23 protein-coding genes are annotated in these 22168 nt (G+C 35.3%); 18 read left to right on the top strand and 5 right to left on the bottom strand.

What is annotated here, in order from left to right; all coding sequences use genetic code 11:
- Nucleotides 1-3 precede the first annotated feature (3 nt).
- From BAU16_RS05930 to BAU16_RS05960, 7 genes are all read left to right on the top strand, one after another.
- The gene (locus tag BAU16_RS05930) at nt 4-504 is read left to right on the top strand and encodes a PTS sugar transporter subunit IIB (protein ID WP_048603606.1); all 501 of its coding nucleotides are present in this window, start codon (nt 4-6) and stop codon (nt 502-504) included.
- A gap of 13 nt (nt 505-517) precedes the next feature.
- Nucleotides 518-1348 (top strand): PTS mannose/fructose/sorbose/N-acetylgalactosamine transporter subunit IIC, encoded by an 831-nt coding sequence (locus tag BAU16_RS05935; RefSeq protein ID WP_048603605.1) that lies wholly within the window; start codon nt 518-520, stop codon nt 1346-1348.
- Nucleotides 1338-2153, top strand: coding sequence for a PTS system mannose/fructose/sorbose family transporter subunit IID (locus tag BAU16_RS05940; RefSeq protein ID WP_048603604.1), 816 nt, complete (start codon nt 1338-1340; stop codon nt 2151-2153). The genes BAU16_RS05935 and BAU16_RS05940 overlap by 11 nt, the downstream gene beginning before the upstream one ends.
- 95 nt (nt 2154-2248) lie before the next feature.
- Nucleotides 2249-4201 carry a heparinase II/III domain-containing protein gene (locus BAU16_RS05945; RefSeq protein WP_161526720.1) on the top strand — a complete coding sequence of 651 codons (1953 nt, stop codon included), beginning with the start codon at nt 2249-2251 and terminating at the stop codon, nt 4199-4201.
- A gap of 15 nt (nt 4202-4216) precedes the next feature.
- A complete protein-coding gene (locus tag BAU16_RS05950; RefSeq protein ID WP_161526721.1) occupies nt 4217-5059 on the top strand; it encodes a hypothetical protein in 843 nt (280 codons plus the stop codon).
- A 173-nt stretch (nt 5060-5232) separates the two neighbouring features.
- Entirely contained in the window at nt 5233-5592 is a 360-nt protein-coding gene (locus BAU16_RS05955) for an HIRAN domain-containing protein (protein WP_161526722.1), read from the top strand.
- 170 nt (nt 5593-5762) lie between these two features.
- On the top strand, nt 5763-6125 hold the full coding sequence (locus tag BAU16_RS05960; protein WP_161526732.1) for an ArsC/Spx/MgsR family protein: 363 nt from the start codon (nt 5763-5765) through the stop codon (nt 6123-6125).
- A gap of 79 nt (nt 6126-6204) precedes the next feature.
- Here BAU16_RS05960 and BAU16_RS05965 read toward each other — a convergent pair whose 3' ends face one another.
- Both BAU16_RS05965 and BAU16_RS05970 read right to left on the bottom strand, forming a co-directional pair.
- Complete coding sequence (locus tag BAU16_RS05965; protein WP_161526723.1) at nt 6205-7647, bottom strand: response regulator transcription factor; 1443 nt, start codon at nt 7645-7647, stop codon at nt 6205-6207.
- 2 nt (nt 7648-7649) lie between these two features.
- Nucleotides 7650-9383: a sensor histidine kinase gene (locus BAU16_RS05970; protein WP_161526724.1), complete on the bottom strand. Its 1734-nt coding sequence runs from the start codon at nt 9381-9383 to the stop codon at nt 7650-7652.
- 102 nt (nt 9384-9485) lie between these two features.
- Between BAU16_RS05970 and BAU16_RS05975 the strand changes: the two genes are divergently transcribed.
- From BAU16_RS05975 to BAU16_RS05995, 5 genes are all read left to right on the top strand, one after another.
- Nucleotides 9486-10760, top strand: a complete 1275-nt coding sequence (locus BAU16_RS05975) for an ABC transporter substrate-binding protein (RefSeq protein ID WP_161526725.1) — start codon at nt 9486-9488, stop codon at nt 10758-10760.
- Nucleotides 10761-10841: 81 nt separating this feature from the next.
- Nucleotides 10842-11789, top strand: a complete 948-nt coding sequence (locus BAU16_RS05980) for a carbohydrate ABC transporter permease (RefSeq protein WP_202621252.1) — start codon at nt 10842-10844, stop codon at nt 11787-11789.
- The gene (locus BAU16_RS05985; protein WP_161526726.1) at nt 11786-12613 is read left to right on the top strand and encodes a carbohydrate ABC transporter permease; all 828 of its coding nucleotides are present in this window, start codon (nt 11786-11788) and stop codon (nt 12611-12613) included. The genes BAU16_RS05980 and BAU16_RS05985 overlap by 4 nt, the downstream gene beginning before the upstream one ends.
- A gap of 5 nt (nt 12614-12618) precedes the next feature.
- Complete coding sequence (locus tag BAU16_RS05990; RefSeq protein WP_161526727.1) at nt 12619-13266, top strand: hypothetical protein; 648 nt, start codon at nt 12619-12621, stop codon at nt 13264-13266.
- A complete protein-coding gene (locus tag BAU16_RS05995; RefSeq protein ID WP_161526728.1) occupies nt 13250-14815 on the top strand; it encodes an alpha-L-rhamnosidase-related protein in 1566 nt (521 codons plus the stop codon). The genes BAU16_RS05990 and BAU16_RS05995 overlap by 17 nt, the downstream gene beginning before the upstream one ends.
- A 187-nt stretch (nt 14816-15002) precedes the next feature.
- Here BAU16_RS05995 and BAU16_RS06000 read toward each other — a convergent pair whose 3' ends face one another.
- From BAU16_RS06000 to BAU16_RS06010, 3 genes are all read right to left on the bottom strand, one after another.
- Nucleotides 15003-15518: a hypothetical protein gene (locus BAU16_RS06000; RefSeq protein WP_048603599.1), complete on the bottom strand. Its 516-nt coding sequence runs from the start codon at nt 15516-15518 to the stop codon at nt 15003-15005.
- Nucleotides 15519-15565: 47 nt separating this feature from the next.
- Nucleotides 15566-16459 (bottom strand): SDR family oxidoreductase, encoded by an 894-nt coding sequence (locus BAU16_RS06005; protein WP_161526729.1) that lies wholly within the window; start codon nt 16457-16459, stop codon nt 15566-15568.
- 164 nt (nt 16460-16623) lie between these two features.
- Nucleotides 16624-16947 carry a heavy metal-binding domain-containing protein gene (locus BAU16_RS06010; protein WP_161526730.1) on the bottom strand — a complete coding sequence of 108 codons (324 nt, stop codon included), beginning with the start codon at nt 16945-16947 and terminating at the stop codon, nt 16624-16626.
- Between the two features lie 165 nt (nt 16948-17112).
- On the opposite strand from BAU16_RS06010, the gene BAU16_RS06015 reads away from it, so the two are divergent.
- The 6 genes from BAU16_RS06015 to BAU16_RS06040 all read left to right on the top strand — a co-directional run bounded on the left by BAU16_RS06015 (nt 17113) and on the right by BAU16_RS06040 (nt 21796).
- On the top strand, nt 17113-17343 hold the full coding sequence (locus BAU16_RS06015) for a heavy-metal-associated domain-containing protein (RefSeq protein ID WP_048603596.1): 231 nt from the start codon (nt 17113-17115) through the stop codon (nt 17341-17343).
- Nucleotides 17344-17361: 18 nt separating this feature from the next.
- Entirely contained in the window at nt 17362-17922 is a 561-nt protein-coding gene (locus BAU16_RS06020) for a ferritin-like domain-containing protein (RefSeq protein WP_161526731.1), read from the top strand.
- A 144-nt stretch (nt 17923-18066) separates the two neighbouring features.
- The gene (locus BAU16_RS06025) at nt 18067-18597 is read left to right on the top strand and encodes an acyl-CoA thioesterase (protein WP_048603594.1); all 531 of its coding nucleotides are present in this window, start codon (nt 18067-18069) and stop codon (nt 18595-18597) included.
- A 124-nt stretch (nt 18598-18721) separates the two neighbouring features.
- Nucleotides 18722-19480 (top strand): ABC transporter ATP-binding protein, encoded by a 759-nt coding sequence (locus BAU16_RS06030; RefSeq protein WP_137605950.1) that lies wholly within the window; start codon nt 18722-18724, stop codon nt 19478-19480.
- Nucleotides 19473-21059: an ABC transporter gene (locus BAU16_RS06035; RefSeq protein ID WP_137605951.1), complete on the top strand. Its 1587-nt coding sequence runs from the start codon at nt 19473-19475 to the stop codon at nt 21057-21059. Before BAU16_RS06030 ends, BAU16_RS06035 begins: the two co-directional genes overlap by 8 nt.
- Before the next feature lie 77 nt (nt 21060-21136).
- Complete coding sequence (locus BAU16_RS06040; RefSeq protein ID WP_137605952.1) at nt 21137-21796, top strand: CatA-like O-acetyltransferase; 660 nt, start codon at nt 21137-21139, stop codon at nt 21794-21796.
- Nucleotides 21797-22168 lie beyond the last annotated feature (372 nt).

Raw genomic sequence — 22168 nt, forward strand, 5'->3', positions numbered from 1 at the left:
ATCATGGAAAATAAACCAAATGTAAAAATGGTCCGGATCGACGAACGATTGATCCACGGACAAGGGCAGTTGTGGATTAAAAGCTTAGGTGTGAATTTGGTGATCTGTGCGAATGATAAAGTTTCTGAGGACAGTATTCAGCAAACACTAATGAAAACGGTTGTACCTAAGGAGGTGAGTGTTAGATTCTGGACAATCGAACGTACAGCAAAAGTTATTTGGAAAGCAGCGCCTGCACAAACGATTTTTGTCGTCGTTTCCTCAACAGAAGATGCACTTAAGTTAGCGGAATTTGGTTTTCCTTTGCAAGAATTAAATGTCGGAAATATTCATGCTGCAGAAGGAAAAGAAAAAGTATCTCAATTCATTTATCTAGGAGAGGAGGATAAACAAAACCTTCGTAAATTACGGGATGAGTACCAAGTAACCTTCAATACCCAAACATCCCCAGTATCGAATGATGGGGCACAATCTTTGGAAACATTGGAAAAAACTTTAAAATAAAAGGAGAAAAGCAATGGACATCTCAATTTTTCAAGCCATTATGATTGGATTAGTAACAGCGTTTTGTTATGCTGGGCAACTTTTAGGAATTTATACAAACCGTGCATTAGTTATGTCTTTCTTTGTCGGAGTTATTCTTGGAGATATTCCAACGGCTCTTGCAATGGGAGCACTCGCAGAACTTGCTTATATGGGATTTGGTGTTGGTGCTGGAGGAACGGTTCCCCCAAACCCAGTTGGTCCTGGTATTGTTGGGACAATCATGGCAATCACCATGAAAGATCAAGGCGTTACACCAGAATCAGCATTGGCACTATCTTTTCCGTTTGCTGTGCTGTTTCAGTTAGTGACGACAGCTCTGTATACCGTTTTTTCAGGAACAACGAAAAATGCAAAACAATTAATTGCGGAAGGAAAATATAACAAATATAATTGGCTGGCAAATTCGACATTTATCGGATTTTTGATTTCTGGTTTTATCATTGGAATCTTGGCAGCAGTTAGTCGTCCAGGACTCCAAGCGTTTGTCGAAGCTTTACCAGATTGGTTAGTCACTGGGTTTTCTGTAGCGGGTGGTTTGATTCCCGCCATTGGATTTGCCATGATTATGTCTGTCATGTTAGAAAAAGATCTGACTCCTTACGTCTTATTAGGTTATGTTTGTGCAGCTTATCTTGAATTACCAACAATGGCGATTGCATTGGTAGGTACGGTCTTTGCTTTGATTAGCTACTACAACAAAGAAAAAGAAAAAAAGACTACTGGTGTTCAAGAGAAACCAGCGACACCAACTTACAATGATTTGTCACATATAGATGAGGAGGACTTTACTGATGGAATCTAGAGAACCAAAATTAACCTCAAAGGATTATCTTAAAACATCATTGCGCTCTTATTTTTTGCAGAATGGGTTTAATTATAATGCTTACCAAGGTGTCAGCTATTTGTTCACAATCTTACCAGCATTGAAAAAAATCTATAAAGATGAACCTGAAAAATTGAAAGAAACTGCGGCAGCAAATATTGAATTTTACAATACTAATCCACAGATGGTTCCATTTATTACAAGTATGCAATTAGCCATGTATGATCATGGAGAAGATGTGGAGAATGCACGGAGCATCAAGATGGCGCTGATGGGTCCATTATCCGGTATCGGTGATTCGATTGCACAGTTTGGACTAGCTCCACTATTTTCTACAATTTTTGCCGGAATGGCATTAGACGGACTGGGATTTGCGCCTATGGGGTTCTGGTTTGCAATGATTGCTTCTATGCTGACAATTAAAATTGCTATGGGATATTTTGGCTATAAATTGGGGACAAGTGTTATTGATACCCTGAGTGACAAAATTAGTCACATTTCAGCTGCTGCAAACATTATTGGGGTTACAGTTATTGCCGGATTAGCAACATCATTTGTAAAAGCAAATGTTGCAATCAAATATTCGACAAAACTTGCCAGTGGAGAGGATCAAGTAGTTGCAATCCAAGATATTTTAGACAAAATCATGCCTAAATTGTTACCAGCTATTTTGACAATTGGTGTTTATTATTTGGTTAAAAAGAAAAAATGGAGTACGTATCGATTGTTACTACTTTTATTTGCAATCGGTATTTTAGGTTCAGCATTAGGTATTTTAGGATAGGTGTGTACAAGAAGCTGAAATCCATTGATTTCAGCTTCTTGTATTTTATAAAGCTTTATAAAGCGACTCTGTGGAAGAATTTATGTAGTGACGTGTTGACAAAAGAGAGACAAAGGAGAAATAACATGGATTTTCAGGTTGTTGAAATGTACCATCAGTCGTTTTTTGAAGAGAAAGAGCTAAAGCAATATCAACTAGAGCATTCAAAATTTATTGATGAAATCTCTCGAAGATGTGAGTATCTATTGAAGGATAAAATTATTTTTACCGATTCACTGGATATGGAAGCAGTGAATGTTCCTTATAATCTTTGCTATAACAATTTACTAAAAACTCCAAATGGTGATCCAGAGTGGATATACATGGTTAGTCGCAATGGTTTTTTGGTTGATTTGGCTCTTATGTATCGATTGACAAACGAAGAAAAATATTTGGAAAAATGGAAGGAACTACTACTTACATTTACAGAATGGCTGTTAGAGGACAATCCAGCTCTTTGGCGAAATTTAGATGTTGGATTAAGGTTGAGTAATTGGGTAAAAAGTTGTATTTATTTAGGAGATCTTTCTAAAATTTTTACACCAACAGAAATAAAAAAAATAAAGAACAGTTTTTTGAATCAAACGATGTATTTGGAAACCAGCTTTATTGACAAAAATTATTTGAGTAATTGGGGTGTCTTGGCAATTACTGGATTGCTAAATGTAGCACAGCTACTTCCTGATATAGTGACTAAAAAAACGGAGAATTGGGCGTGGTCTGTTTTGTCACATGAGATGGCCCTTCAATTTTATCAAGACGGGATACATTGGGAGCAAAGTCCAATGTATCATCATGAGGTCATTGTGAGTGTGTTACAATTGTGGTTGAATAAACAATATACGGGATGTTATTTTCCGAAAGGTATTCTTCACTATTTGAAAAAGGCAATTCAAGCGGCGCATTATTATTGTGATAGCAATGGAAAACTCCTTTCATTAAATGACAGTGATGCAGTGGATTTTTCGTACATCTACAGTATCTATTCGTTGTGTGGCTTTTTACCTCGGATTACGTCTCATAATGAAGAGAAAATTCAAGTGGGTTATCTTTATACAGGTACCAAAATAACTCATCTTGTTCAAGAATCACTACCAATTAGTTTTGATGAGATAGATAGCGGGTTTATGGCGTATAAAGAAGATACGACCTTTATTACTCTTTTTAATGGTCGTCATGGTAGTGGACATGGTCACGCAGCATTGGGTAGCTTGAGTATTCTACTGAAAAATCAAGAATTAATTGTGGATCCAGGAAGATATACTTATCGTGAGGATTCAAAGCTGCGTATTCAATTAAAATCAGAAGAAAGCCACAGTTCTATAATGATCGACCAAAAACCAAGTACTCGCATCAACGGTTCTTGGGGATATGATGAAATGGGAACTCCTCTGGCTTCAAATACGAAGAATAGCAAGGATTTAACAGAATTTATAGCTGTTTGGAGTGGTTGGATTTCTGAAAATCAGCTTGCTATTTTTAAGAGAAAAATAGTTATTTTAAAAGAAGCTTCTATTGTGATTGTCATCAATACGGTTGAGTGTCCAGGAAACCATAGATTAGCGGCATATTATCAATTAGCGCCACAAATAGAAGTGTTGAAGCAGGAGAAATTATTATTTGATAAAACATCTTATCAAATTTTTTTCAGTGAAAATCAGAAGGAATCTGTAGAGAAAGGAATTTATTCGGAGAAATATAATCAGTTAATAGAAAATAAGCGAATTGTATTGATGAGTGAATTTAAAGATCGTTCAGTTACTTATGAGGTATTCTATGATGCTGAGCAATACAAGATAGAATCTTTGCTTTGTTATCAAAACAAAGCGGATGAACCAGCAAAGACCGAACAGATTCTGGGAATCAGTATTCAACACAACCAATCAAGTCAACTATATGAGTACTACTATTCAGCATTTGATACATTTCGTGGAGATAAATTATATCACAGTGAAACTGGGCGAATGATCTACGGAGAATCGAATTTTTTTAAAGAAAGTAGGAAATAAAAAGGTGGGTAAAACATGACTAAAATTACAATTAGTATCTTTAATCATAAGGGTGATATAAAAAAAGTTAAAAAAAAATCTGGAGAAGAAATATTATATCATCAAATGCAAGCTACGGGAACAGATGAAGTATCCCTTGCGACAAGAAATTTGAAGTACGAGGATGGAGACAAAATTGTAGTGAACTTAGATCAAAAAAATGTCTTTCTTATTGCCAAGCTAGATGAAACTCTTGATACCTCATTGATTTATGTAAAAGATCAGCTTTGGGAATATTCGATTTCAAAAGACTCGGAACAAGTGAAAGCAGGACCTATGCATCGTTTTTCAACGGGAGATCATGTACTAAGTATCCGAACTGCGACAAGCGAAGAAATTTCTAGCTATCGTAATTTGGCATTGAATCCTCATGATCAGAAGGAATTTAACGGTGCCTATCCTCACGCTTTTGCAAATGTAGAAACTCGAAATGATGCGACTTTTTTTGCTTGTAATGCGATTGATGGAGTATTTGCTAATCATTCCCACGGATCGTACCCTTTTCAGTCTTGGGGTATCAATCAACAAAAAGATGCTGCATTGACCATCGATTTTGGCAGAAAAGTTTGTCTTGATCAAGTAGTGTTTACTTTCCGAGCAGATTTTCCCCATGATAATTTTTGGGAACAGGTTTCGTTGATCTTTTCTGATGGATCAAAAGAAACTTTTCACACAAAGAAAACAGATCAACGACAAATGTTTTCGTTTTCTAAACGGCAAGTTACCTCTGTTACTTTTACCGAGTTGAAACAATCAGAGGAAGAATCACCGTTTCCAGCTTTGACAGAAATTGAGTTGTTTGGAATAAATCAGGAATAAATTTAGCCGCACTTCATAAGAAATAGGAACTTGTCAGAGCGTTTTTGGAAAATACCATGCAAAAGCAAGTTACAATTTTGTAAAATTTCCCACTCTATTTAATCAATACCAGCTATTCGGTTCTCAGAAATGGTGATACAATCAAGAAAAAGAAACTCGATGGAGGAATTTCAATGGTTGAAGGACACTACGAACGTTCGCGTTTTGTAATAGATTTTCATTTAGCAGCGTTTGCTTATTATGACGGATTGATGGTAATCGATGAACTAAGTTTGGGGCAGGTTGTTGAGCTTAAACCGGAGCCAGACAATCCCCATGATCCCAATGCAGTCGCAATTTACTACAAAGAACACAAAATTGGGTATGTTCCAGAAGCAAAAAATGATTTTTTAAGTACGATGCTGTATTTTGGTCATGGAGATATTTTTGAGGCACGAATTCAGGCAATGAACTTGCAGCAACATCCAGAGCGCCAGTTTCGGGTGGTTGTTTATGTGAAAGATGGGCGAGAAAAAACTATGTTATCAGAGTAAGAAACGGTAGCACAAAACAAGATAATAAAAACATCTAAGATAAAATTTCGTCAAAATTATAAAAAAAGTCCTTTTTATTTGATTAAAACAATCGGGAATTGTTACAATTACTTTGTGACTAAAGTCCATTTTGTTTTTAACAAGGTGATCAAGTAAAGAGGGTGTTGAGGATGATCAAGGTCTTTGGATCGACAGCATGTTTAACTTGTAAAAAAGTAAAGCACTGGTTGACTGAACATGAACTGGATTTTGAGGAAGTGGAAGTAAACGGCTCTACTTTGGCGTTAGAAGATGCTAAGCTACTTGTTAATCGTTGTTCTGGAAATACAGCCAAACTGATTGCAGAATGGTGTGAAGAATTTCAACGGCTGGAGATTGAAATAGACGACTTGCACAATGAAGTTGCAGTTGAGATCTTGTGTCAGCATCCAACAATTTTGAGAAGACCGATTACTGTTTTTGATGATTTTATTATGATTGGTCTGGATGAAGATTTATTTGAGTCAGTACTAGCGGAAAAAGTAGAAGAATAAATGAAACAAGCGATCCTTTGAAGGGGCCGCTTGTTTTTTTTGACAGAGAGGTTAAAGCAGCAAAAGAGTAAGGATAAAATTACTTGATAGTGTTAGAATTACTCTTCCTAAATTGTTCTGGGGTAAATCCGGTAAATTTTTTAAAAACTCGAAAGAAATATTTCTCATTTTCATAGCCCACAGTTCTTGCGATATTAGCTGTTTTCTTGGTAGTTTTAGCTAATAGATTTTTTGCTTCTTCAATTCGAAGTGTGTTGATATAATCAACATATTTAATGCCAGTTTTTTCTTTAAAAAGGGAAGATAAGTAGGATTGGTTGATGTAAAAAGTATCAGCAATAAAGTCAAGGCTGATACGTTCGCGATAATGTAATCTTAGATATGTTTGAACATTCTCAATGATATCCGTCGAAGAATAGATCTGTTCATAGGATAGAGATTCTGAAATATTTACAAGAAATGTCGTGAAAAAATCAACTACTTCTTCAAAGGTAAATCTGTGCTCCATCAATTCAGTATAGACGGTTGGAAGAGTGTAATTAGATTCAAGATGAAAAATATCATCAATGACTAATTTTATTTTTTCAAGCAGCCCAAAACCTATCTTCTTTAGTGTAAGTAAAGTAATTTTTTCTCTTTCAAGAATTTGAAAGAAGTATTCAGGCAAAAACTTTGCTACTTCTTGTTTTTTGCCACTTTCGACTAAATATTGGATTTCCATAGTATAGGGAAATATGGACTGAATCGATTTGGGTTCTTTAATTTCTTGATTGTATTGATAAAAAACTAGTTTAGGACTTTCCATCGTTCTGAAATTCAAGGCAGAGATACATTGTTGAAAAGTTTGATCAACTTCAAATATCGAAGTAATCGGCTGACTCACCCCAGCCAAGTAATCTTTTAAGAAACTAAGTGATGCGATTTTTTCCTTTTCAATTATAAGAATAGTTAAAGGATAATCAGGGAGATTGAATTTGAACAAAATATTTGGATCAGTTATCGTAGAGTTCCAGTACTCTAAAAGAAGGAGACAAGGAGTATGTGCTTCTTGCAGTAACTCTTTCAGTGATTGAAAACCTATCTCGGTTTTGTTTCCTAAAATGCAATTTGCTATTACTTCTATTTTATTTGACGTTTGCTGTTGTTTTATTTCCAACTTACTAAGCACCGTTTTTAAAGATTGAAGAATATCTTCACGATTGAAGGGCTTGAGAATGTAGTTTACCGCGTTTGCTTGGACAGACTTTTGCATATAATCAAAATTTCGATAGCCACTGATAACAATAATCGGTAATTCTGGGAAATTACTTTGTAAGAAATTTAAAAATTCTATACCATTTACTTCAGGCATATCCATGTCAGTGATAATAAAATCAACTGTTGCATTTTTAAGATATTCAATTGCCTCATTTCCATTATTTAGGTCAGCACTACAATAGATAGGCAGCGAGAGTTTTTCTATTTTTTTTAATGTCCCTTTTCGAATTAATACTTCATCATCTACTAGTAAGTAACTATACATGATTATTGTTCCTCCATTTTTGTTGTAGGCAATCTGATTTCAACTAAGGTACCTCTTCCAAAATGACTGTACACAGAAATTCCATAATGGTTTCCGTAAATATTTTTAATTCTCGCTTCAATGTTAATGAGCCCAATATGTGAAGTCCGTTCTCTAACGATGGACATTGCATTCAATAAATCATCATTTAGTTCCCTCAGTTGCTCTTTTGTCATACCGACTCCATTGTCGTAAATACGGATAAGTAAGTTATTCTTGGTTAGAGAAAGAAAAAGTCTAATTTTTCCGGATATGCCACCACGGTTCAATCCATGAAAAATGGCGTTTTCTACAACGGGTTGTAAAATAAGTTTTGGGACCTGTTGTTCTAATAAATCTGGCTGAGTTGTAAAGATAATAAAATCAAATGAATTTTGAAATCGTACTCTTTGAATTGTTAAATAATCTTCGACATTTTCAATCTCATTTCTTAGCGTTGCAATGTTAACGAAGCCATTAGATGCGTATCTGAACATTTTTGAAAGCGAAATAGTCATAGAGGAAATATCCTCTAAATCTTCAATTTCAGCAATAGAATTAATCGATTCCAATGTGTTGTATAAGAAATGTGAATCGATTTGATTTTTATAAACGTTTAGTTCAGATTGCATTAATGATTTTTCATAGTCTATTTTTTGTTTCATATATATTTGTTGAGAAGCCAAAAGATGATCAAATTCCCGATATAATGTCCCTATCTCATCTTTTCTATTAATATATTCTATATTTATCTTGAGCTGATCTAATCGATTTTTTTCATTCATATCTTTAGAGAGTGCAACGATTGGTTTTGTGAATTTCTGGGAGAATAGTTTCGAACCCAAAAAAGCAAATAGTAGAACCATAAGTAAGACAAACAGCGTATACAACAGAATTTTTAGTAATATTTGGAAATATTCAGTTATATCAATTTTTGCTGTTAAGTTCAACGGTTGCTGGCCGTCATTGATTTTTTTCACCATTTTATGTGTGAAAGCTGTTTTTTTATCTGAATAGCTGTAGAGTACTTGTTTACTTTCTATATCTTTAATTGAAAATCCCATCACCTTGTCAGGAAAATCATCAGAAATAAAATTAAAAAATTGTGGTTCGCAATTGATAACAAAAGTACCAAGTAATTTTTTTGAATAAAAGTCATAGATTCCACGAGAAAAAAGCAAGGTGGGTTCGCCGTCGTTATTGACGATGATATTGTTTTTCTTAACAACAGAAATGGATAAGTCGCCTTTATTTTTGACCGCCTGTTCATACCACGGATCAGACAAAGGGTTATATCCAAAGAGAAAATCTTTTTGAGTATTCGAATAAGAAATAATTTGGCCATTTGGAAGAACAAGTGCAAAAAAATTAATATAATCCATTCGATAGATTAGAGTTCTGAAAATTGCTTTTATTTCTTGTTCTGAATGAAAAAATTCTTCTAGGGAATAAAAACGATTGGATTGATATTTTCTTAAATCTGACATTAGATCATAGGAACTTTTTGAAAAGAACTGAGCTTTTTCTGTAAGAATATCAATTTCGTCAATTCGATTTTCAATGATATTAGCACTGCGATCCAAAGCAATTTTAGTATCCGCTTTCAAATTGCTTTGCAATGATTGGTAATAAATCGTGAAGGATAAGAATAATAATATGAAAAGAGAAAGCGTTGTAATTAAGAAAGTGCTCCATTGAAGCTGTTTATTGATACTCATTTAATATTCCTCCAAATCCAAAAAAAGTATACCATGAAAAACAAAAAAAGATAACTTCAAATTCAGTATGATAAGAATGTAAGAAAGAAAGGGAGGAAAAAAATGAAGAAAGCAATTATGTTATCAGCAGTTGGTCTTATTACATTAGGAATTCTATCTGGTTGTGGTGGAGGTGGTAAAGCAGAAGGAGACTCAGGAAAAGAAGAAACAATCACTGTCATGGCTTCGGGAGTCAAGGATGGTACGCAGGGAGTCTTTTTAGATTCTTTCAAGGAGATTGTAGAAAAAAAATATCCGGATTACAAAGTTGAAACAACTTTATTACCAGACGATCAATACTACACCGCATTAAAAAGTAAGTTGTCAACGGGTCAGTCACCGGATCTCTTTTTAGTTCAACCCAAAAAAGCGAGTGCGAGTTCAGTTGAGGAGATGGCTAAAGCTGGATATATTGAGGATTTAAGTGATTTGAAAAATTGGGATAAACTGATTGATCAAGGAAAAGACGATATGTCCTATGAAGGTAAGCCCTATGCCTTGTCAAGTACAATTGGTGTTTTGGGTACCTGGTATAACAAAGATGTTTTTGAAAAAAATGGAGTTGAATTACCAACAAACTGGCAAGAATTTCTTGACGCTTGTGAAAAGTTAAAAAATGCTGGAATTACTCCAATCGTTATGGGTGATAAAGATTCATTTATGATTCAGTTTGGTATGTACCAGATTGCGGCCAATCAAGTTTATCCTGAAAATACTAGTTTTGATGACGAATTGTATGATGGAAAAACAAAATTTACCGATCCAGAGTGGGTTAAAACAATTACCATGTATAAAGAATTATATGATAAAGGATATGTTAGTGAGAATTCTTTAGGGTTAGGGCAACCTCAGGCACAACAAACATTTAAGGATCAACAAGCGGCCATGATTTTTGACGGTGATTTTAGTTTTCCGGCATTTGAAAAAGTAGATTTTGATCTCGGATTTTTTGGATTACCGGCTAATGAAAATGGAGAAACCTATATTGCAGCAGCCACTGGGGCAGGTTTTGCTATCGGGTCAAAAAGTGAGCATAAGGATATGTTAAAAGATATCTTTAATGAAATGACAGATGGTGAATCTGATTTATTCAATTCTTGGATCAAAACAGCTACCTCGTTTACGACTTATAAAGGAATTGAACTGAGTAATGACGTCTTCAATCAGGTTCAACCTGCATTTGATGAAGGTCACTCCTTCTATTGGTGTAATCAAGCTTGGCCTTCAGGGACTGAGACTGAAATGCAAGCGAAGTTTAGTGAAATGATTGGAACAAATAAACTTTCTCCGGAAGATGTTGCTGAAGCAATGCAAAAGAAATTTGAAGAGTTGAAATAATTTTGTGTAAAGCTAAGAGCAGGCAGGTCTATTTTGTTAAGTTAGCTGCCTGCTTTTAGATTTTTGAGAGGAATGAAAGATATGGAGAAAAAAGAGACTATTCCAAAAAGCAGGGGTCGTTTAAAAGAAAAGTTTTTTAAAAAAAATCAATCATTGGTAATGAATAATCGGCTCTTTCTTTTTGTTCTGCCAGCAATAATTATTTTTGGAATTTTTTGGATTTGGCCATTTTTGAAGCTGTTTACATATAGTGTAACAAATTTTAATGGATTTAATCAAAATTACGATAATGTAGGATTTGAAAATTTCAAGGCAATTTGGAGTTCAGGAATATTAACAAATTCAATCAAAAACACTTTAATTTATACTATTTTGCTAGTAATTGGTGGAAACGTTTTAGCTTTAGCTTTGGCATTTGCACTAAATAGTAAAATAAAAGGTATGACATTTTACCGATCAGCAGCGTATATCCCGGCTTTATTTAGTGCGATTGTTATCGGTTTTATTTGGAGCTATGTGTATATGCCACAATCAGGTCTAATTGCGTCAGTAATGAATACTTTTGGGATAGATGGTAGTAGTTTTAATATTCTTGGAGACTATGGAAAAGCACTTTATGGTATTACAATTGTGGATATTTGGAAGAATGTTGGCCAAACAATGATCATCTACCTAGCGGGACTTCAAACAATAGATGATTCAATTTTGGAATCAGCAAAAATGGATGGATGCACAGATACACAACTGATCCGGTTCGTAAAAATACCCCTGTTAGCTCCGTCAATAACTATTAATATTATTTTATCTGTTATTAACGGTTTGAAGGCTTTTGATTATCCATTCATAATGACAAATGGTGGACCCGGTGATTCAACAAATACATTGATGTTTTCTATTTACAAAATGGCTTTTACTGAACAGCAATTTGGAAAAGCAGCAGCTTTTTCAGTCGTTGCGTTTATTGTCATTATACTAATTACAGCATTCTTATTGATTTTCATGAATAAAAAGGAGCGTGAAATGGATTGAAACCAAAATTTAATCGCCTGCTCATTCATTTAGGCATCATCATTTTTCTAATCATAACACTAGCACCACTATTGATTGCTCTTTCGACTTCATTTAAGAGTCCTGGAGATACAACCTCACCATTAAAATTATTTTCAGCAATGACATTCGAAAGTTATCAAACCGCTTTTGAAAAAATGAATTTTGTTAATTCTTTTGCAAATAGCCTAATTACAACATTGGGAAGTGTGATTGTCGTAGTGTTAGTTGCATCAATGGCAGCATATCCTCTTGGAAGAATTAACAGTAAGCTAAGTAAATTTTTGTATATCTTATTTATTTCAGGATTAGTAATTCCTGGTCAGATGGTCGTAATTCCAATTGCTCAGGTATTTACAACATTAGGCATTCCTAGTAATCGTTTTACACCAATGATTATGTTTATCACTTGTAGTATTCCATTCTCAACATTTTTATATACCGGATTTATGAGAACTGTTCCGGCCGAGATAGAAGAATCTGCCTATTTAGACGGAGCTAATCTATTTACCCGGTTTTTTAAGATTGTTTTTCCATTATTAGCTCCAGCAACTGTGTCTGTGGTCATCACACAAGGAATTTGGATTTGGAATGATTACTTCTATCCACTTATTTTTGTTAACAAACAGTCAGAAATGAGTTTACCAATTACCATGTTAAATTTCCTTGGGGATAAAGAGAATCCGGCACAATGGAGTGTGCTGTTTGCAGCATGTATACTGTGCGCAATCCCGTTAATTATTCTATTCTCCTTACTTCAAAAATATTTTGTTAGTGGAATTTCAGCCGGGGCTGTGAAAGGTTGAGTAAGATGAAAAGTAGATTGAAATATTTTCCACAGATTTTTGATTTTATTTATGAGATAGTCTTATTGAACAGCTGCTTTTTGGTATCAAACGTTATTTTTTTTCAAATATTTTTTGTAATTGATCTTAAATTTGAATTTTTACCTATATATTTTTTAACATCCTTAACTTTTTATCCATCCCTTAGTGCCCTACTGAAAGTAACAAAGACCAAAAATACTTCAACCATTGTTAGAGTGTTTTGTAAAGAATTCAAAAACTCAATAAAAAAAAATTGGCAACAGTTTACAGGATTGAATTTCTTGATGTTTATTTTGATTGGGAATTTATATTTACTGACCACAGATACTTTTTTCAGCGCTACTTTGTCTACGGCTAATCTTTTATTTGCCTTTCTACTGCTACTATTCTTAGTAACTATTTTAGAGGAGAGCGGGACAGCTTCAGGAAATAATCTTCTGAAAAAAGGACTATTTTTATTTTTAAAAAAAGGTGTTAAAAACTTATTGTTTCTAACTTTAGCAGCTGGAGTACTTGTATTAGGATTCAAAATTTCATTTTTTTCTATGTTATTCATTTTTGGACTGATTATTAAAATGTGGGATTATATTTTTATAGGAAGGGAGACTAGTTCTTTTGGAATTTCAAATTAACAATAACATTAAGTTTCAAACAGATTATTCATTATTAAAAAAAGCTGATAGTATTCGGATTAAAAAATTTTATGAACAAATAATTCCAATAAATTTTGGAATTACAAAAGCAGAAAATAGCGAAGTAAATTTCAACGAAAAGTATTCTGAAGAAGGGATTTTATTAGCTCCAAAAGATAGTTGTTTTGTTGATTTTGGTGACCATCTAGTGGGAAAGATTAGTTTGAATTTGTCATCTGTTGGAAGCCCCCCAGATGCTCCAGCAAAAATCCATCTTTTTTTTGGCGAAACGATAAACGAAATTAAGCGCAGCCCTAAAAGTTATCATGGAGATCTTTCCTCCTCTTGGCTACAAGAAGAGTTGCTAACTGTGGATGAGTTACCTCAAAGAATAGCTTTATCTAGACGTTTTGCTTTCCGATATCTCAAAATAGAGGTAGTAGATACATCACCGAAATATAATTTGAATATACAGCTACGTTGCCGAACAGAAAGTTCTGCTGATTTCAACAATATACGTGTGTTTAAAAGCTCAGATAAATTGTTACAAAAAATAGACTATATTTCTCAGAAAACGTTGGCGCATTGCATGCAGGATGTATTTGAAGATGGACCAAAAAGGGATCGTCGTTTATGGCTAGGTGATTTACGATTACAGGCGTTAGCAAACTATAAAACGTTTCAAGTGAATGATTTAGTAAAAAAATGTCTTTATCTATTCGCAGCTAAAACGACACAAGATGGTCAGGTATCTGCAAATGTATTTGTAAAGCCAAAGTTAATTCCTGATGATACATTTTTAGCGGATTACAGTTTATTTTTTATTGATACATTGCTTTCCTATTATTTAGAGGAAAAAGATGATGTAGTTCTTAGTGATCTCTACTCCACAGCGGTAAAGCAAGTAGAATGCCTAGATAAATATATGACAGATGATGGAGAAATCAAAATACCAGAAGGATGGTGGGCATTTGTTGATTGGAGTAGTCAATTGAATAAACAAATTGCAATCCAAGGTATTTTTATTTATTCCTATAAACGTTTAAGAGAGCTAGCAAGAATTATGAAGGATGCAAGTATTGAGAATAAAGTATCTAGTGCTATTGATAAGATGGAAGAATGGACGCTAAAAGATACTTTTAATAGCAAGAGAAACTTATTCGTTGATCCTAAAAATGAACAAATCTCTGTTCATAGTCAAGCATGGATGATTTTGGCAAAAATAAAGGATTCTGCCTTTCGAAAGAGTATTCTTGTTTCGTTGTTAGAAATCCCAAAAGATCAACAAATTCAATGTACTTCTCCATACATGTACCATCACTTTGTGGAAGCATTGTTTCAAGAAGGATTACAAAAAGAAGCACTGGACTTAATAAAAGACTATTGGGGAGGTATGGTAAAAAAGGGGGCGGATACCTTTTGGGAGGTTTATGTCCCTGAAGATCCAGAATTGTCACCCTATGGAGATGCAATGATTAATAGTTATTGTCATGCATGGAGCTGCACACCTTGCTATCTATTGAGAAAATATGTCAAGGAAGATCAATAAAAAAGAATGGGTGCTTAGGAAATAGGAATTAATTTCTTAAACATCCATTCTTTTTTGAGATATTTATAAAGTATAAAAAAGGTTTAGGAATTTTTTTAATGATGTCATAAAAAATAAAGCCAGCACCACATCAGTGCCAGCAAAAATTAAAAATGGATAGACTCATTTCCGATAATTATCAAAATCCTCACTCATGAATCTGATGGTCAGGTCCTTTTGATTTTGTTAAATCCGGAACAATTTTGGTTTCTCTTTCCGGAATATTTGTTGGAGGGATTTCCGTGTTTTTCACTTCTTTATTTACCAAATCAGCTGTTTCTTCGGCATGAGTTTCTTTTAAATCCTGCTCATCGATTGTAGGAATCGTTGTTGGAGCATTATCTACCAATTCTTCATCGTAAGCCACCAAAATATTGCCTTTTGCTAATTCTATTTGATAATCTTTGATTTTTTCTTTGAAGGTATCCTGATCGCCGTCGAAGAAATCTTTGATTCTTTCCCATAGTGAGTCTTCTGCATCATCAGCCTCAACGGTAAAGCTTGTTTCTACGCGCAAAGCTGTTTTCTTTTGGATTTCCGGAAGAAATTGTTTATCAACGATCAGACTGATTGACTCCTTGGGGTAACCGCTAGCAATTAATTTTTCAGCTACAACCTCAGCAGCTTCTAAATTTGGGAAATTTCCTTGAATAATTTTACTCATGTTAGTACTCCTCTCAAATTTTTTATACAGAATGGTGGAAGAAGCAATTATAAATTAATCGCTTCGCCACCGGTAATGCCATAAATTTGTGCAGTCACAAAGCTCGCATCATTTGATGCTAAAAAAACATAAATCGGTGCAAGTTCTGCCGGTTGTCCTGCTCGTCCCAGTAAGCTATTTTGCCCAAATTCTGGAATTGCATCTTGGGGTTGTCCTTGATCGAGTTGCAATGGTGTCCAGATTGGTCCCGGAGCAACGCCGTTGACACGGATGCCTTTTTCAGCAAATTGTCTTGCGAGATTCACAGTGAAATTTGCGATTGCCGCTTTTGTTGCTGCATAATCCGTCAAATGACTGCTAGGGTTGAATGCCTGAACAGAAGTCGTTGTGATGATCGCACCGCCGGCAGGCAAATGTGGTTCCGCAGCCTGTACAAGGGAGAACATCGAAATAATATTGACCATGAAAGTATCTTTTACTTGTTGGATTGGGATTTTACCAATCCCTGGTTGTGAAATTTGTTGCGCCGCATTTAGAACCAATGTATCCAAACCGCCTAATTCTTTGACTGTTTGTTCTACCATCTTTGCAGGTGCTTCTTCATCGCGTAAATCATAAGGAAGTAAAATCACTTTGCGATTGGCTTCTTTAATGTATTTAGCCACTTCACGGGCATCTTTTTCTTCACCCGGAAAAAACTGTAGGGCAATGTCTGCTCCTTCACGAGCGTAGGCAATCGCTGCTGCCCGACCAATTCCAGAGTCACCACCAGTAATTAAGACACGTCGATTTTCCAATTTATGATGGCCGACATAACTTTCTTCTCCACAATCAGGATTGGGAGACATCTCCGTTTGTAACGCTGGGGTATCCTGATCCTGCTTTTTAAATTTTTCTGGATGATACAATTCTCGAGGATCTTTTAAAATCGGTTCAGTCATTTTTAGCGCTCCTTTTCACTTGATAATTTAATCTTAACGAAAAGCACTAGAAAGGAAAAGGAAAACGCATTTTATAGTCATTTTTAAATAATAAAATAATTCATTATGAACAAAAAAGACCCAGAATGATTTTTCTGAGTCACTGGATTTATTCTAAATGGTATTTAACGATCAAGGGTGACTGCGGTACCACTACAGGTGACCATCAGCATGCCATTATCTGAACCTAATACTTCATAATCCATTTTCATGCCAACAATGGCATCTGCATCAAACCTTTTTGCCCGCTGAACCATTTCGGCAATGGCTTCTTCTCTGGCTGCCGTCAGTTCATCTTCATAGCTTCGAGAACGGCCACCAAATACATTACGTACACTAGCACCAATGTCTTTGAATACATTGATTCCGGTGATCACCTCACCAAAAACGATTCCTTGGTACTTGGTGATCGTGTGCTGTTCGACTTGATTAGTTGTTGTGATAATCATTTTGTCACGCTCCTTTTTTTCAATTATACACGAGTCGCTGAGATTATAAAATCGTTTCCACCGTAAATTATTTTGGGAAAAATAAAAAACTTGATAGCTGTCAATTTTTTTCTTTCGACTAAGACCTATACTAGGTACATAGAAAAGAGAAAGAAGGAAATTTCCATGAGTAAAAAAATCACTTTACAATTAGATGCGCTGACTTGCCCCTCTTGTTTAACAAAAATTGAACATGCAATGAACAATCAACCCGGTGTCAGCAATGTAAAAGTCTTGTTTAATGCCAGCAAAGTGAAAGCAAATTTTGACGATACTCAAACTTCCCCAGAACAATTAAGTGATGTCGTCAATAAATTAGGCTATGAAGTTCAAAAAGTGAAAGTCGCTGAGTTATAAAAATTGGAGGAAAATAACATGACAGAAAAAGATGTAATCGAAACAAACTATCAAGCAGAAGTCAAACAAGCTGATATTGATCATCATAAACCAACAGCCGGAGCCATGAGCGGACATATCGTTGCAAATTTTTGGTACTTTGATGTTAAGTTGCATCAAGCATTATGGTATGTGAAAGGACCACAAGCCATCGCGTTACAAGAATTCTATGAAAACTTGATTGCAGAAAATCGGACATGGCTGGATCGTCTGGGCGCTATTTTATTGGATGAAAATGAATTGCCACCTTCAACCGTCGCAGAATATACCCAATACGCAAAAATGAATGAAGATCCTCGCATAAAATATTATGATGCAGCAGAGTTATTGGATGAAACAGCGCATGATATCACTACTGCAAATCTTTTTGTTGACCGTGCAATTTTATTGGCTCAAAAGGAAAATCGCCCAGCATTATCCGCCTTTTTTGTGGAATTGCGCGGGTACAATAATCATGTGATTCGGACGGTGCAAGCATTGTTGGGAAAAACTGCTTGGGACGGTTTGGTAGAAGAAGACGATGAGGATGACGAAGATTAATTAGATAATTATTTTTACAAAAAAGACGAGAATTCCTCGTCTTTTTTTGTGGTGCAATGCAAATAAATCTTGTTTTCAATCTGTCTATTTTCTTTTCTTATGCTATACTCTAGCCATCACTACCAATGAATGGAGCGAGAATATTTGAAAGATTTTTATTACTGCCGTACATCACGGGCAATTCAGACCCATCGGATTTTCCCCTTTGATTTGAATCCTTTTGGCTTTTTATTTGGTGGAAAACTGATGACTCTAATTGACGATACAGCTTCAATTTCTGTGACACGTCATTGCCGAAGAGGTGCAGTAACCGCCTCTCTAGATAATTTGAATTTTTTAAAACCGTTACATGAGAATCACTCAGTCTGTGTCGAATCCTATGTATCAGGGACCCACCATAAATCGATGGAGGTTTTCGTCAAAGTAATCGGTGAAAATCTAACTACAGGGGAGCGCTACTTAGCAGCAACCTGTTTCACAACTTTTGTGGCAGTTCCTTCTCATATGAATGAAGAAATTGATTTTGTCGTGCCAAAGGTGGAACCAGAGACGGAGGAAGAAAAGATGGTTTGTGCAGGATACGAAAAACGACGGTTACATCGATTGCAGGAACGGGATGAATACAAAGAATTTGCATCCTTGTTGACAACAGATCTGCCATGGGGAGATAAGTAAGCAAAGAATCTGAAGGATAGTTTGAGTTTAGACTGCTTTCAGATTATTTTAATATTTATTTACCTTGTTAGTTCACAAGAGGTACAATAGAGGATAATAAAACTTTTTTGGAAAGGTGTAGGGAATGATTGAATTTGTTGGCGTGAATAAGAATTATGGAAATACGCAGGCGTTGAAGGAACTGACACTCACAATTAAACAGGGAGAAATTTTTGGATTTTTAGGACACAATGGCGCAGGAAAATCGACGACAATCAAGAGTCTAGTGAGTATTATTCAACCATCATCGGGAAAAATCACCGTTGATGGAATGGATTTAGAAGAAAACCGAATGGCAATCAAACAGAAAATCGGTTATGTTCCGGATTCACCAGATATTTTTTTGCAACTAACTGCAGGAGAGTATTGGGATTTGATTGCGGCAGCATATGAATTAGAGGCAGAGAAAAAGACGACACGTTTGGCTGAACTAACGAGCTTGTTTGATATGCAGAGCCATCAAGAAGAAACTATTGCCAGCTTCTCTCATGGAATGCGACAAAAAACAGTGTTGATCGGTACATTACTGCCGGATCCGGAAATTTGGGTTTTAGATGAACCCTTGCAAGGACTTGATCCGCAAGCAGCTTTTGATTTAAAGGAAATGATGAAAACCCACGCAGCAAAAGGAAAAACAGTTATTTTTTCAACCCATGTGTTAGACACTGCGCAACAATTATGTGATGAAATTGCTATTTTGAAAAAAGGAGAGTTGATTTACAATGGTTCGGTCACTGAATTATTGCAACAATCTCCAAATGAGACACTGGAAACCATCTATTTGAAAATGGCAGGTAGACAAGGAGAACGGGCTGCAGAATTGGAGCGTGAACAGAATGAGTAAACGCCAATTAGCTGAACTGACACGAGTCAATCTTCGTTACGTTAATCCCCAAGCAACAGATAAAGCACGAAAAAGCGGGAAAACTGGCTCACGTCTTACGCGTTCGATTTTGAATCAATATGTATTATCAGGGATTCTCTTTTTGATGATTTATGGTTTTACGATGTTTTTGATTGATTTTAGCCGAATGCCGGGATTTTTTACCTACTACGTGGCGTTGTTTGGTCTGCTAGCATTATCTCAAGGAATATCGGTGATCTACAATGTTTTCTTTGAAGGGAATGATTTGGAATCTTTTCTACCATTACCTTTCATGAAAAGCCAAATTTTTCTGGCAAAAATCTTGGTCGTAGCACTAACGATTATTCCCTTCGTTCTACCATTAATGGTTTTGTTCTTACTGACGGGGTGGAAAGCAGGAATTTTTCTGCCGGTTGTTGTGATTGCTTCGATTTTATTGTTTAGTCTTTTTTTGATGATTATTTTTAGTATCTGTAGTTTGATTGTTTTTGGTTTGGCGCGGACTGCTTTTTTTCAGAAACACAAAAAGTTAGTCACCAGCTTGTTACTGGGTGGTTCAATGGGGATTGCGGTCATCGGTATTTTAGTCATGAATAATCAAACTTCTACCATTGGATCAGGTACGGCTGATCGTGGGGCGATTCCTTTTTTATTGCCTTTGTTTTATGCAGTGAAACAACCCTTTTCTTCCTCTGGTTTATTGAGTTGGTTGGGAACCATTGGGTTAGCTGCAGGATTTGGATTGATTATCAAACAATTGGTTTTACCAAAGTTATATGATCAATTGACAGCGTCAAACTCAAATGTTGGTTCTAAACGAAAACATAAAGCCAATCAAAATTTACGGCAATTGTTGTTCAATTATAATTCCCAATTAGTTCGTGATCCAAATCTCATCATGCAGGTGATCTCAACGTCATTGATGACGCCGGTTATTTTTATTGTTGCTTTTGCTCTAGGTGGCGGAATTAATTTAAGTGATTTGGATGGCCGATTGATCGGAGTTGTCTTTTTAGCAGGAGTCGCATTGGCCTTTTTGACTGTCAATCAAACCTCCTTCATTAGTAATATGATCTCCCTTGACCAAAGCAATTTTTTAGTTATCCGATCTTTGCCGATTTCTATGAAAAACTATTTAAAGGAAAAATTTCGTTTTGGTTGTTTGTTGCAGATGAGTATTACTAGTGTGATTGCATTATTGGGTGGTTTTCTCTTTCATTTGCCACTACTTTTCATCCTGAGTTTGGTTCTGGGAGCTTTATTAGGGAGTTATCTCTTGTCCTTGCGTTATTTTGCTCGAGATTATCGGTTAATGTTGTTAAGTTGGACGAATATCAATCAATTATTTACACGTGGTTCAGGAAATTTAGGAATGGTTGCAATGATGATTGGTTCCATAATTATAAGCAGTATTTTATTATTATTATACGGACTAGCCGCCTACACGATTGATTTTTGGCTGTTGAATGTTCCTGTTTTACTTGTTGTTCTCCTGTTAAGCTTTGGATGGGTCAACTATTATCAGCGGACATTTTGGGTGCGAGTAGATAAAAAGTAAGGAATGAAAAAAATGAAAAAGTCGGATGATTATTCCTCCTAACGATTGTAAATGACAGATTACTAGGAGGAAAAATAATGAATTATCACTTAATTGATCGAAAAACTTGGACAAGAGAAGATTATTTTAATCACTTTTTGCACCAAGCAACGACTTATAGTGTTACAGTTGAAGTCAATATCACTCACTTAATGGAAGAATTAACTAAAAGGAAGCTAAAATTTTATCCAGCTGTTATCTTTCTTTTGACAAAAGCCGCCAATAAGTTCGAACAATTTCGGATGGATTTTATTGAAGGTGAAACGCTGGTCTGCTGGGATAAATTAGTTCCGATTTATACAACAATGGCTGAAGAAGGAGACCTTTTTCAGGGTAACTGGTTGACTGAAAATCAACTGGAAACTTTTGATTCCTGCTATTCGGCTTACTTGGAAAATAGAAAGAAGCATAAAAAAAATACGAAAATGTTTCCTCAAGGGCAACCGCCTCAAAATAGCTTGTCCTTATCCCTGTTGCCATGGTTTTCTTTTAGTGGTTTCAATCTAAATATTGGCAATAATAATCAACCGCATTTACTGCCAATCATTACCGGTGGAAAAATTACTGAAAAAAACGGACAAAAATTCTTGCCTCTTTCAGTTCAAGTCCATCACGCAGTTTGTGATGGTTATCATGTTCATTTGTTTTTAGAAGAAGTGGAACGATTGATTGATCATGCAGAGCAGTGGATTGACTAAAATGAATCCGATAAGCAAATAAAAAGTAAACCTCAATTAGTAAAATTGAGGTTTACTTTTTTGAAAATGAATAGGAGCACCTTGCAGAACGATAGGTCAGCTACACTTGTTTAGTAATAAGTACAAACATAATTATAAAAAATCAATTCTAAAAATAAAAAAATATTGTGAAAGCAATCACTATATAATAAAATTTATGTTATACTATTTTTGTAGAAGGGGCCGCACAGTAATCCGCTTTGCAGATATGGAAGAAATAGAGAGGAATCTCCCCAGAATTTCAGTGACTATTTCTTCCACCCCCTTTTTTAAATAGTTATTTTTGATCTGACTTTAGTCAGGTCTTTTTTTAGGCTCTATAATATTTAGTGT

The organism is Enterococcus sp. JM9B (assembly GCF_009933265.1).
GTDB classification, from domain to species: Bacteria; Bacillota; Bacilli; order Lactobacillales; family Enterococcaceae; genus Enterococcus_C; species Enterococcus_C songbeiensis.